Source organism: Lutispora sp. QWL-02 (genome assembly GCF_058315355.1).
This window is the reverse complement of record NZ_CM177762.1, coordinates 591,120-604,022: the sequence shown is the minus strand read 5'-3', so window position 1 is coordinate 604,022 and position 12,903 is coordinate 591,120. Positions and strand designations below refer to the sequence as shown.

Below are 12,903 nucleotides of genomic sequence, written 5' to 3'. Positions count from 1 at the left end.
TACATTATTGATCGCATAAACCTTGTTTAAACCCCCGGGGTTTTGCTCTCTTGTATCCTCTCTGCCAGTTCATTGAGATAAACCCATCTCTCCATCTTTTCCTCCAGCAGCTTTTCCTGCTCCTCCTTTTCAAGCAGCAGCTTCTGCAAAAGCTCATAGTCTGAAGCCGCTTCGTTTATCTTCGTCTCAAGCTCCCGGATATTCTCTTCTATTGAAGCAATAATTTCATCTATTTGTTCATATTCTTTTTGTTCCTTATAGGTGAATTTCAAAGCTTTCGGCTTTTCCCTGGCCTCAGCCCTTTTTTCCCTTGTATCCTTATGGTCTTCCTTATCGGCTGTATTCTCATCTGATTTTTCTTTGAAATCGGAATAGTTCCCCGTATACCGAGCTATGCTGCCATTCCCTTCAAAGCAAAAAATCTTTTCCGCCGCCTTATCCAGAAAATACCTGTCATGGGATACGGCAATCACCGCTCCCGGGAAGCTTTCGAGATAATCCTCCAATATGGTCAAGGTTTCAATATCCAGATCATTGGTCGGTTCGTCCAGAAGCAGTACATTTGGTGCCTCAATCAGCACCCTCAGAAGATGAAGCCGCCTTCTCTCCCCTCCGGAAAGCTTTCCTATGGGTGTCCACTGCATCGTCGAATCGAACAAAAAAGTCTCCATCATCTGGGAAGCACTGAGCTTGTATCCTTCTGCATTGGCAATGTATTCAGCGCCTTCCCGCACATACTCTATGGCTCTCATATCATCATCCATGTGGCTGGTCTCCTGGGTGAACATTCCTATGCGGACTGTTTCTCCTATATCCACATATCCCTTGTCCGGCGCAGTCTTTCCGGCTATGATATTCAAAAGGGTTGATTTGCCTATGCCGTTAGGCCCTATTATGCCTATGCGGTCATCCCTGAGAAGTATATAGCTGAAATCCTCTATAAGCTTCTTATCACCGTAAGCTTTGGATACGCCATGGATTTCAATTATCTTCCTTCCAAGCCTGCTCCCTCCCACGGATATCTCAAGCTTATCTTCTATAAAATCAGGCTCTCTATCTCTCAGCTCTTCAAAGCGTTGTATTCTCGCTTTCTGCTTTGTACTTCTTGCCTTGGCTCCCCTTTTAATCCAGGCTAGCTCTTTTCTCAGCAGATTTTGCCTTTTTTCCTCGCTGGCCCTTTCCATCTCTTCCCGAAGGAGCTTTTTCTCCAAGAAGCCATCATAGTTTCCGTCGTATTCATAGAGTCTGCCTCTATCCAGCTCTATTGTCTTATTCGTGACTCTCTCCAAAAAGTATCTGTCATGGGTTACCATGAGCAGTGCACCTTTTCTCTTGTTGAGATAAGCTTCCAAATAATCTATTATGTCATTATCCAGATGGTTGGTAGGCTCGTCGAGTATCAAAAGATCCGAGGGGTTTATGAGAGCGGCGGCTAGAGCTATGCGCTTTTTCTGCCCGCCGGATAAAGTGCTTATCTTTGCATTAAAATCAAATATACCCATTTTGGTCAGTATAGCTTTCGCTTCACTTTCCACATTCCAGGCGTCCAGAACGTCCATCTCATGGGTGAGCCTTATGATATGGCCTCCCGCTCCGGCTTCGAGAGCTTTTTCATATGCCCTTATCAGCTTCATCACAGGGGTATCGCCCCTGAATACCTGCTCCAGCACAGTGTCATCGGGATGAAAGTCCGGGCTTTGAGGGAGATACTCAACAATAACTGAGCTGCCCTTAGTGATCCTTCCCTCATCAGGCACTTCATGACCTGCTATTATTTTTAAAAAGGTGCTCTTGCCTGTACCGTTTATGCCGATGACTCCTATCTTATCGCCATCGCTTATTCCAAGGCTTATATTTTTCAGCAATATTTTTTCACTGTAGCTCTTGCTTATATTTTCTGCATTCAATATATTCATCAATATCACATCCTATTGTATATATTATCACATAGCAGGAGCTCCAATCCATAGAGAGTTTGAGAAGCAGACGTGCTTTATCAGATGCATACGGAGAGTTTATGGATAAATTAATAATCACGGGCAAACAAGCAGATTTATTTACCCGTGATTTTAACTGGATATAGCAGCAGTCGCTCAAATATCCTTAAGCTGCTGCGTACACCTTTTGATAGCTGTGCAAGTGCTAATTGTTATACAAAAAACAAGCAACTTTATGGGTTTCATCAATTTCACTGAGCTTCGGCTCTTTTACCTCGCATATATCTATCTTATGGGGACATCTATTCACAAATACACAAGCGCTTTTTCTATCTATTGGAGAAGGTATATCTCCGTTAAGCTTTATCCTTTTTCTTTCTTTTTCAATTCTAGGATTAGCTATAGGTATAGCTGATATCAATATCTTTGAATAAGGATGAAGGGGGTTATTGAATACCTCTTCACTGTTGCCTATTTCAACTATCTTACCAAGATACATTACTGCAATCCTGTCAGAAATTAATTTTACCATTTTTATATCATGGGATATAAATAAATATGTAAGTGAAAGGTCTTTTTGTAGTTTATTTAGTAAATTTACTATTTGTGCTTGTATGGAAACATCCAATGCCGATATAGGCTCATCACATACAACAAATTTTGGGTTTAAGGATATAGCCCTTGCTATGCCTATCCTTTGCCTTTGACCTCCGCTGAACTCATGAGGATATCTTTGAGCAGCCTCTTTCTCTAGTCCAACAGTTTGAAGGAGATTTAATACTCTCTCCTGTCTCTCAATGCCTTTGCATTCACCGAAAATATCAAAGCCTTCCGCTATAATGTCAAGTATCTTCATCCTTGGATTCAACGAGGAATATGGATCTTGAAATATTATCTGAGTGTTTTTTCTAAAATTCGTAAGCTCACCTTTATTCAATTTATGTATGTTTTTATTTTCAAACATGATATCTCCACCAGTGGGCTTAAAAAGATTTATAAGCATTTTCCCTGCTGTAGACTTCCCACAGCCTGACTCGCCTACAAGTCCCAGAGTTTTTCCTTCTTTTATGTCAAAGCTTATTCCATCCACTGCCTTTAAAATATGTCCTCCGCCTAAATCAAAATACTTCTTCAAATCGTTTACGCTTATTAAAATTTTATCACTCATATTTTTACATCCCTTTTCATTTTTTCTATTAATTCCTTTGGAGCATTTTCATGCAAAAGCCAGCAATGAGCAAAATGATTTTCATTAATATCAATGCGCTCGGGAATCATCAGTCTGCAAACCTTCATAGAATATTTGCATCTTGGCGAAAAAGGACACCCTTTAGGCGGACTTATAAGATCTGGAGGATAACCTTCTATAGGGCTTAATATTTGTTTTGATTTACAATCAAGGTCGGGGATTGAATTGATTAAACTTATAGTATATGGATGTTTTGGATTTTCAAACAACTCTATTATTTCTGCTTTTTCTACAATCTTCCCTGCATACATAACTGCTGCATGATTTGCCATGTTGGCTACTACTCCAAGGTCATGGGTAATGAGTATTATAGAGGTACCGAGATTTTTCTGCAAATCCTTTAGAAGATCTAATATTTGAGATTGTATTGTTACATCAAGTGCTGTTGTTGGCTCATCTGCTATTAAAAGCTTAGGATTGCAAGACAAAGCTATTGCTATCATTATTCTTTGACGCATACCTCCGCTGAATTCAAAAGGGTATTGAGCCCCCCTTCGTTTTGCATCCGGAATCCCTACAATCTCCATCATTTCTATAGCCTTTTTATATGCTTCAGCTTTATTTATCTTTTGATGCTTCATTATAACCTGCATTATTTGTTTTTCTACCTTCATAGTCGGATCTATTGCAGTCATAGGGTCTTGAAAAATCATACTTATCTGGGACCCTCTTATATTTTGCATTTCTCTTTCGCTATATTGTGATATTTCTTTACCATCAAATATAATTTCTCCGCTTTTTATTCTGCCAGCTTCTTTTGGAATAAGCTTCAATATAGAATTTGCTGTAACTGATTTCCCACAGCCGGACTCACCCACTATAGCCAGTACTTCTCTCTCATCTACACTTAAGCATACTCCTCTTACTGCCTTAACTTCCCCTGCATATGTATCAAAGGATACATGCAAATCCTTTATTTCTAATATTTTCTTGCTCATTTTTACCCCTCCTAATCCTTCATGCGCGGATCCATCGTATCTCTTAGCGCATCACCTAATATGTTAAATGCAAATATTGTAATGCAAATCATAAGTGATGGGAATAGAAGTTGATATGGGTGAGCTAAAAGCAGCTTTGCGCCATCGTTTGATAAAGTGCCCCAGCTTGCCAGGGGAATAGGAACTCCAAGTCCTATGTAGCTTAGAAATGCTTCCGTATATATGGCTGAAGGAATAGAAAATGTGAGAGATACTATAATAGGACCTATACAGTTTGGCAGTAAATGCTTCATTATAACTCTTCTTGTACTGGCACCAAATACTTTAGCTGCTTGAATAAATTCCATTTCTCTTATTTGAAGCACCTGACCTCTTACAAGCCTTGCCATACCACCCCAACCTACTATGGCAAATACTATAATCATCGTCTTAAGCCCCGGTCCAACAACAACCATAAGCAAAATAATCCATATCATTTCAGGCACAGAGTAAATTATATCAATGATTCTCATCATTATATTATCTACACTTCCGCCCTTATATCCTGCAAAGCCTCCATACAATGTGCCTATTAATAAATTAATGCCGGCAGAAAACACTGCGATTGTCAAAGAGATCCTAGCGCCATACCATACTCTGACAAATATATCCCTTCCAAGCTCATCTGTACCAAATAGATGTTCTGATGATGGACCTTTATTAATAAGGTCCATGTTCTGCTCATCAAAATCATAGGATTGAAGCTTAGGACCAATTGCAGCCATTATAATTATGAGCCCCAATATAAATAGTGAAATAATTGCAAGCTTATTTCTCTTTAATCTCCTCCATACATCCTTCCAATAGGATAGGCTTTTTCTTTGGATTTCGTATTGACATTCTACTTTGTCATCGATTATAAATAATTCTTTATTAATTATTTTAGACTCCATATTAAAACTCCTATACTATTATTTATCTGATTTGTATATCTTGATTCTCGGATCTACAATTCCATAGAGCACGTCAACAATCAATGTCATGACAAGAAGCATTGATGCATAGAATATTGTCATTCCCATTATTACTGTATAATCACTTTGCTGAATGCTTTGTATGTAGTACTTTCCAAGACCGGGTATGGCAAATATTTTTTCTATGACAAAGGTACCGCACATGAGTCCTGCAATCAGCGGACCTATTACAGTAATATTAGGAAGAAGTGAATTTCTCAACACATGAGTTCTTACAGTTTCGCCGAAGGATAACCCCATGGCTTTTGACGTCTTTATATAATCCTGCCTTAATACTTCTACAACACTTGTGCGCATCATTCTTGCCTGGTAAGCAATAATTCCTATTCCAAGGGCAAGGGCCGGAAGCACTATATGTTTTGGAGTCCCCCATCTTGCCACCGGTAGAAGCTTTCCTCCTAACGTTATTTGTAAAAGGGAAGCAATAACAAAGCCGGGGACACATATACCAAGTACGGATATAACACTAATAAAATAATCTATAAACTTTTGCCTGTTAAGCCCCGCTATGGCCCCTCCTGCAATACCCAGGCTTATTCCGAATACTGCAGCTACAAGTCCAAGGGTGGCTGATACAGGGAATCCTTCCGCTATTATTTGTTTTACCGACACATTTTCATATTTCATTGATATTCCCAGGTCACCCTTTAATATGTTTTTAATATAGATAAAATATTGTTCATTAATTGGCTTGTCCAAACCATATTTTGTCCTTAAAGCAGATTTTACTATGGGAGGCATTTTCATGTCATCAGAAAATGGGTCTCCCGGAAGGGCCTTCATAGAGAAAAATGTTATAGTTATTATAATCCAAAGAGTCGCTATTAAGGTGATTATTCTTTTTAAAACATATCCTAGCATTTAAACTCCTCCCGCATAAGTGATGTTATAGATATTTATTCAAGAAGTTCTCTGCTGCTTTATAAAAAATATAATTATTTTTTTCTTTATTTATCAAATGTCCTTCATCCTCAAATAATATGTATTCATATACCTTATTGCTCTCTTTTAAATGTTTTACGATATTTTCTGACTCCGAAACATTTACTCTGGGATCATTCAAACCATGGGCTATTAAAATTGGAACTTTAATTTTGTCCAAATGAAATATTGGGGAAACTTCCATAAGAAGCTCCTTATCCTCTATTGGATGACCTACCCGAAGAAAATAATTATCCTTTAGCAACCGCCAATGATCCGGCAAAGAATTCATAAGATTGATCAAATTGCTTGGACCTACTCTATCTATAGCGCACTTAAAAATGTCCGGTGTTAAGGTTACCCCTGCAAGGGTAGCGTAGCCTCCGTAAGACATTCCCATTATACATATCCGATCCTTATCTGCTATTCCGGAAGAAATAGCCCAATTTATCGCATCGATAAGATCATTGTGCATATCCCTGCCCCACTGCTTGTTGCCTTTATTTAAAAAATCCTTCCCATATCCGGTTGACCCTCTAAAATTTACGTTAAGACATATATAACCTCTATTGGCGATCCATTGAGCCTCACGGGACAAATCCTCTACATACTCTCTATACCATGGTCCCCCATGAACATTCAGCACAAGAGGCAGCTTCTCCTTTTTTTGTCCTTGCGGATATGTGATATAACCCTCTATGGTTAGTCCATCTCTTGATGTATACCTTATACCCTCATGCTTGCTTAATTTATAATTCTTTAGCTCAGAGTTTTGTTCAAACAAAAGAGTAAGTTTTTTGTCTTTATACAAATAAAAGCTTACCAGACCGGTCAAAGAGATAGCCTTTATTATCCATGCTTCATTATTCAAGCTTCTGCTTACAACATAAAACTCCGAATCAATGTTTTTATTTATAAAAAGATAATCTTCTTCTTTGTTTTTATCTACTACTTTATATTCATTTATGTATCTGACAAAAGAGACTGCTTCAATATCACCATTAACAGGCTTTTTACACACATCCCTAATGTCATATCTGTCATCACAGGCTATTATAATTTTTTCACCATTTTCAATATCAATTTTTATAAGCCCTAATGTTCCTTGGCTTGTATCGCTTATGACATAAATATATTTTCCGTCTTTGCTGAAAAATAAAGGTGAGTTTGAAAACCCATCTTCTATATTCCATAAAAGCAATTGTTTAAATTCATTATTTGAATTTCTCACCATCAAGCTTTGACTTCCGTCTTCATTGATCTTTACGCCTGCGCCTATAGTCATTTCTTCTGTATATACCCATTGGGAAAATGAATCTGGGTTCTTCTGAAATATGCTAATATTTCCGCTCTTTAGATGGTATTTATAAACATCAAATTGTGTAGGATTTTCTTTATTCATTTCAAATAAAATATGATCCCTATATTCGGGGCTTAAATTTATGCTTCTTACAACAATATTATCAAAAGGCGTAATTTCTTTTATAGCCTTGCTGCTTAATTCAATTTCATACAGCCTAAAATTTTCATTTCCATTATGATCTTTGATAATAAGAATACGGTCATTATCAAAGGTCCACTGATAATCCATTATGCTATCATCAATATCAGTTAAAATACTTTTTTCTTCCTTCTTATTTATATCCATTATAATGAGGGATGCTTTACCGTTAACATTTTTCAGATAGGAAATCTTCTCGCCGTCCGGAGATATTTTTATTGCATCCTTCTCAGCTTTTTTAAATAAAACTTCCAAAGGTATTTTTTGTGAATCTCTCATATGTTCTTAACCTCCAAAATTAACTAAATCACTTATATAACCTGTTTTAACGACTTTTAAGAGTATATAATCCTCTTAAAAGTCGTTATACTATTCCGCTAATGTTTTTCTATATAAACTTTATTTATGTCAGAGCCATAGAAAGGATTTCTTTCAAATCCTTTTACATAAGGCTTTGTCAAAAAATTATATGCTCGATTATAAGCCGGAGATATGGGCATTTCATCCATCAGCATTTTCTCTGCCTCATAAAGATAATTCATTCTCTCATCTCCTGAAGCTTCCAAAGCCTTCTTAATTAATTCATCATATTTTGGACTTCCCCACAATGCTGTATTCATAGGTGAATCACTTGTGAAATTTTCCAAATATGCCATTGGATCTATGTAAAATCCGGAATAGCCTATGATAAGCATTGAATAATCTCCCTTAAACATTCTATCAATCATAACCTTTAATGTTATTTGATCAATTTTAACATTCACTCCGAAATATTTACTATAGCTTTGCTGCATTACTTGGGCTTGTTTTTTACCTTCTTCATCAAAAACAAGAATACTTGCATTCTTTGAAAGATCTTCCTTAGTTTTTCCCAATTCTAAAAGCCCTTTGTCCAGCAGCTGCTGTGCTTCCTTTGCAACATTATCTTTTGATATATCTTTTATTAGGTCTCCATTGTGGCTTCTGAAATCTTTATCATTTGATCCTCCTGGGAAGCCATAGGGTACATATCCTCTTAACGGTTTGGCACCATTGTTTAAAACTTTACCCGTAAAGGTGTCTCTGTCCAATACCATAGAGAATGCTTTTCTGATATTAATGTTTTTAAAGTATTCATTCTTGCAATTGTATGATGTAAAGGCAATATTGGTTCCAAGCAATGTCTCTAGTTCCTTTGAGTCTCTGAATTTATCAAGCAAGCTTGCATCAAGGTTTATTACATCAAGGTCACCTGATTGATACATTTGCAACGGAACCTGAGGGTCTTGTATTATGTCATAAGTAATTTTTTGAAGCTTTAAGTTATCTGCATTCCAGTGATTTTCATTTTTTTCAAGTACTATTTGCTGCTGACGCGTCCATTTTGATAATTTAAAAGGACCGCTATACATTAGCTTATCAGGAGTACTGGCAAATTCACTTCCATACTTTTCAACAAAATCCTTCTTCACAGGTCTAAATGCATTGCCGACAGCAAGTCCCATAAAATAAGGGGTTGGTCTGCTAAGAGTAACCTTAAAGGTCTTCTGGTCAACAACTTTTATTCCTACCTGTGCAGGATCTGTAAGTTTGCCGGCAAAGTAATCCTCAGCGCCAACAATATTAAAAAATCTATAAGCATTTCCAGATTGAATTTTAGGATCTATAGCTCTCATCCATGAATAATAAAAATCATCAGCAGTTATTGGAGTACCGTCAGACCATTTAGCGTCTCTAAGGTAGAAGATATACTCCTTTTCGTCATCTGCTACTTCCCACTTTTGGGCAAGCGCAGGCTCATATTTGCCTTCTTTGTTTATATTTATAAGCGCGTCTGTACAATAAGCTAATATTTCTCCGCCGTTTGTGTCCACGCAAAGCTGAGGGTCAAGTCCAGCAGGATCATTATCCATGTATAATCTTAATATTTGTTCGTCTGCCAGTTGCTTACTGCTTTCACTTCCAGTAGCAGGTGTGCTCTTTTGACTTTGGCATCCTGTGAGAGATAATATAATTAGAGCAAAACATATGATCAGGCACAAACTTTTTTTCAAAATGCTTCCCCCTTTTTTTATAGAGATATCCTATCTCTTATCAATTCTATTTACATTATACTTTTTTGGATATAGTTAGTCAATATTTATCTAACATATATGTTAGATAAATATTGACTAACTATTATTAGGTTTATTCTTATATATCTGTATTAAATTTTTATTGAACTGCATAGAACATTAATCTATAATATATATTAAACAATTTTCTAGCTATCATGGAGGGATTTTGATGAAACTTCTAATTGAATACAATAAAGCAATTGATTTTTTAAATGCAATAATGAAGTATTGCTCCTATTGCTTAGAGGATGATGTTAGAAATAAATCTAACAATGCGCATTTTGACAACTTTATAGACTTTTCTCCCAGCATGCAAATAAAAAATTGGCTTAAGTTTGTGGACAGCGAAATATCGCCTTTTTTGAAAAGTGATTTGCTGCTTTTAACTTATAAAGTTTTAGGATTTGGAGATACATTTGCTGAAATAATATTATCAAACAATATAACAGAACCGGAAGCTTTGATAAATACGGTTTCCGAAATGTCAGACGACAGCCTGATTAAAACTCTCTATAAATATTATAATAATGTTGGTATAAGCTTCGAAGAAGACTGCAAAACGTTAGTTGACAGCCTTTCAAAGCTTTATGATGAAGAAACAGCTAATATTTATATTCAGATAAGAAGATTTCCATCAGAATATAAATCTAAAATTGTTAATTTGTTTGATAAGTTTTATAAAGCCTTTGTAAAGCCTTACGAAGAATATGTTTCTTCTTTTATGAATGAAAAAATTGAGCTGCATAATAAAAAAATAAAATCTGATCCTATTGGTTTTTTAAATATTATCGGCATTGGAGATTATTCGAAGGCTATAAAAGATACCTCAAGTATAAGAATCTTTATAAGCTATTATATTGATTTAGGCTTCTTCTATACAAACATTAATAATACATTTTTTATACTGTATGGCTTTTACATGGAAGAAAGATTTAATCAACAGATTATGCAAGATAAATACAAAAACCTGTTTAAAGCCCTTTCAGATGAAAAAAGGCTTGAAATAATACGCCTTACAAGCAAGCGCCCATGGTATAACAAAGAGCTTGCTGATTATTTTGGTTTAACAACAGCAACGTTATCTTATCATTTAAACCTTTTATTGGACCTTGGAATACTAAATTTTGACCCAAGTGACAGCAACAGGTATTATTACACCACAAACAAAGAAAATCTAAAGGCTTTACTGGAATATTCTTTGGATGATTTAACTGCTTCCAACTAAAACATAAAGCAGCAGTGCTTTATTAGATACATGTAAAAAGAATAAGATAAATTAGTCTTATCTATGAGCTAATTTAAAAGCCGGGACAATGAGCTGTTTTTATGCGTTTAAGTATTGCTGCGCTATCTCTGCAGCATATTGCAGTATGATTGTTTTTAGTTTAGATGGGTAAAGCACTTCAACATCTTTACCACATAGGAACAACAATTTTCCTAATATGGGCAAAGAATCTGCCATTAGGACGATTTCTATTGTGTCGCCCAAGTCCTTTTCTTCCAAAAAACCTAATGCACACTTTTTCTTGACTATTTCATAGTTATTACCCTTTTTTAAACGTATCGCTACTTTGCATAGACTTTTTGATTCGTACATTTGTCTGATAATCATTTCAATTGGAGGATGCGTTTTTTGAAAATGCTGGTCTACAACAAACAACTTTTTAATACGGTCTACACGAAAATCCCGATAAGCATTTCGCATATGACAAAAAGCAATTAAGTGCCAATGGTTCCCATAAAAGCCCAGTGAAACAGGTTCAATTTTTCTTAATGTCGTTTGTTCTTCAGAGGGAGCAAAATATTGGATTTCTATAATATTCTTCTCAAATAATGCTATTTGGATTTTTTCGATAAAGCTGCCTTGAATAGGCGTATGCTCTCCTGTATCGTATACACCCATTTTATTTTCTATTTCCGAAACGAACATCTTTTCTTCACTATTTAAGACTGCTTTAATTTTATAAAGAGCTGTTTCAAAGCTCTTTTTGGTTTCTGCATCTGCAAAAGCACTTGTCAATTTTCCAGCTATTAATAATGCTCCTGCTTCCTCAATTGTAAACTTCACAGGAGGTAAATGATATCCCTCAACAAGAAAATAGCCTATACCAGGTTCAGAGCCTATTGGAATCCCTGCGGCTTCAAGTGACCTTATATCTCTATATACGGTTCTAGTACATATATCAAATCGCTGTGCTAATTCTTGAGCCGTCACTGTTTTTTTAGATTGAAGATGTACGAGAATCGCTGATAGCCTGTCCAGTCTATTCATAGAACCCCTCCTTTGTAAGGAATTGCTTTTAATATGTTATAAACAGATTATAACATAGAATACAAGTATTAAAAATTAAAGCTAAAACCCTGCTGACATAGGGTTGTCACTTTGACAAAGTATACTAAAAATATAAAATTTACATATAAGGAGGAGGATTTATGAAACCCAAAGTAATCATGCACACACAAATAAGTTTAGATGGTTGTATTCGTGGCTTTATTGATACAGGCATCTATTATACCATTGCAAATCAGTTCAATGCTGATATGGTGCTATTTGGAAGTAAGACAGTTTGTATGGCAGCAGAACAATATCCCCCAGAGACAGAAAAAGCATTTATAAAGCCTGCTGATATGCCAGAGGATAAAAGATCCCTATGGGTGGTACCGGATAGCCGTGGAACCTTGCGGAATTTGCATGTCTTTAGAGATTCAGAATATTGTAAGGATTTTATTATTTTAGCATCTGCATCCACGCCAAAGAATTATATTGAATACTTAAAAGAGCGCAACTATGATTTTATTATTGCCGGGGATGATAACGTGGATTATGCTAAAGCATTTGAAGTTTTATACGATAAGTATAATTGTAGAATTATAAGAACAGACAGTGGCGGGGAATTAACCAATGTACTTATTAAGCAGGGGCTTGTTGATGAAATCAGCCTTATTATATCGCCATGTTTGGTGGGTACAAATACTCCGCAGTTATTTCGCAGTTTATCAATACAGGATAAGCTTGAATTAAAATTAATAGGATGTGAGACTGTAGATGATAATTACGTCTCTCTAAACTATATAATCCCGAAAGATTAAGGAGAAAAAGTTTTTATGTTGGGGATATGGCACAAGGTCGAAACCGTATAATTGTATAACTTCTGTCCCGCACCCGAATAGCGGGTGGTTTATTGTTTCGCAAGCTCAACAGACTAAAGTCCATAAATTATTCTACAAACTTTTACCCGCCTCTCCAA

Annotated in this window: 10 protein-coding genes; 2 read left to right on the top strand and 8 right to left on the bottom strand. The window is 36.1% G+C overall.

The window, feature by feature from the left end; genetic code table 11:
- Positions 1-26 precede the first annotated feature (26 nt).
- From AC4HCY_RS02610 to AC4HCY_RS02580, 7 genes are all read right to left on the bottom strand, one after another.
- The gene (locus AC4HCY_RS02610) at positions 27-1,916 is read right to left on the bottom strand and encodes an ABC-F family ATP-binding cassette domain-containing protein (protein ID WP_323433357.1); all 1,890 of its coding nucleotides are present in this window, start codon (positions 1,914-1,916) and stop codon (positions 27-29) included.
- A gap of 226 nt (positions 1,917-2,142) precedes the next feature.
- Positions 2,143-3,105: an ABC transporter ATP-binding protein gene (locus tag AC4HCY_RS02605; protein WP_323433358.1), complete on the bottom strand. Its 963-nt coding sequence runs from the start codon at positions 3,103-3,105 to the stop codon at positions 2,143-2,145.
- Positions 3,102-4,124 carry an ABC transporter ATP-binding protein gene (locus AC4HCY_RS02600; RefSeq protein WP_491095335.1) on the bottom strand — a complete coding sequence of 341 codons (1,023 nt, stop codon included), beginning with the start codon at positions 4,122-4,124 and terminating at the stop codon, positions 3,102-3,104. The genes AC4HCY_RS02605 and AC4HCY_RS02600 overlap by 4 nt, the downstream gene beginning before the upstream one ends.
- 11 nt (positions 4,125-4,135) lie before the next feature.
- Entirely contained in the window at positions 4,136-5,056 is a 921-nt protein-coding gene (locus tag AC4HCY_RS02595) for an ABC transporter permease (RefSeq protein WP_323433360.1), read from the bottom strand.
- An 18-nt stretch (positions 5,057-5,074) separates the two neighbouring features.
- Complete coding sequence (locus tag AC4HCY_RS02590) at positions 5,075-5,998, bottom strand: ABC transporter permease (protein WP_323433361.1); 924 nt, start codon at positions 5,996-5,998, stop codon at positions 5,075-5,077.
- Positions 5,999-6,023: 25 nt separating this feature from the next.
- Positions 6,024-7,838: an alpha/beta hydrolase family protein gene (locus AC4HCY_RS02585; protein ID WP_491095334.1), complete on the bottom strand. Its 1,815-nt coding sequence runs from the start codon at positions 7,836-7,838 to the stop codon at positions 6,024-6,026.
- A 98-nt stretch (positions 7,839-7,936) separates the two neighbouring features.
- Positions 7,937-9,592, bottom strand: a complete 1,656-nt coding sequence (locus AC4HCY_RS02580) for a peptide ABC transporter substrate-binding protein (protein ID WP_491095333.1) — start codon at positions 9,590-9,592, stop codon at positions 7,937-7,939.
- Positions 9,593-9,824: 232 nt separating this feature from the next.
- Between AC4HCY_RS02580 and AC4HCY_RS02575 the strand changes: the two genes are divergently transcribed.
- Positions 9,825-10,880 carry an ArsR family transcriptional regulator gene (locus AC4HCY_RS02575; RefSeq protein WP_491095332.1) on the top strand — a complete coding sequence of 352 codons (1,056 nt, stop codon included), beginning with the start codon at positions 9,825-9,827 and terminating at the stop codon, positions 10,878-10,880.
- Between the two features lie 99 nt (positions 10,881-10,979).
- On the opposite strand, the gene AC4HCY_RS02570 is transcribed toward AC4HCY_RS02575, so the two are convergent.
- Complete coding sequence (locus tag AC4HCY_RS02570; RefSeq protein ID WP_491095331.1) at positions 10,980-11,927, bottom strand: helix-turn-helix transcriptional regulator; 948 nt, start codon at positions 11,925-11,927, stop codon at positions 10,980-10,982.
- A 161-nt stretch (positions 11,928-12,088) separates the two neighbouring features.
- Here AC4HCY_RS02570 and AC4HCY_RS02565 point away from each other — a divergent pair, with 161 nt between their 5' ends.
- On the top strand, positions 12,089-12,745 hold the full coding sequence (locus AC4HCY_RS02565; protein WP_323433366.1) for a RibD family protein: 657 nt from the start codon (positions 12,089-12,091) through the stop codon (positions 12,743-12,745).
- Positions 12,746-12,903: the final 158 nt, after the last annotated feature.

Excerpts from the sequence above, each read along its gene's own strand:
- AC4HCY_RS02585 (WP_491095334.1), bottom strand. The coding sequence starts at position 7,838 with ATGAGAGATTCACAAAAAATACCTTTGGAAGTTTTATTTAAAAAAGCT.
- AC4HCY_RS02565 (WP_323433366.1), top strand. The coding sequence starts at position 12,089 with ATGAAACCCAAAGTAATCATGCACACACAAATAAGTTTAGATGGTTGT.
- AC4HCY_RS02610 (WP_323433357.1), bottom strand. The coding sequence starts at position 1,916 with ATGAATATATTGAATGCAGAAAATATAAGCAAGAGCTACAGTGAAAAA.
- AC4HCY_RS02605 (WP_323433358.1), bottom strand. The coding sequence starts at position 3,105 with ATGAGTGATAAAATTTTAATAAGCGTAAACGATTTGAAGAAGTATTTT.
- AC4HCY_RS02590 (WP_323433361.1), bottom strand. The coding sequence starts at position 5,998 with ATGCTAGGATATGTTTTAAAAAGAATAATCACCTTAATAGCGACTCTT.
- AC4HCY_RS02600 (WP_491095335.1), bottom strand. The coding sequence starts at position 4,124 with ATGAGCAAGAAAATATTAGAAATAAAGGATTTGCATGTATCCTTTGAT.
- AC4HCY_RS02595 (WP_323433360.1), bottom strand. The coding sequence starts at position 5,056 with ATGGAGTCTAAAATAATTAATAAAGAATTATTTATAATCGATGACAAA.
- AC4HCY_RS02570 (WP_491095331.1), bottom strand. The coding sequence starts at position 11,927 with ATGAATAGACTGGACAGGCTATCAGCGATTCTCGTACATCTTCAATCT.
- AC4HCY_RS02575 (WP_491095332.1), top strand. The coding sequence starts at position 9,825 with ATGAAACTTCTAATTGAATACAATAAAGCAATTGATTTTTTAAATGCA.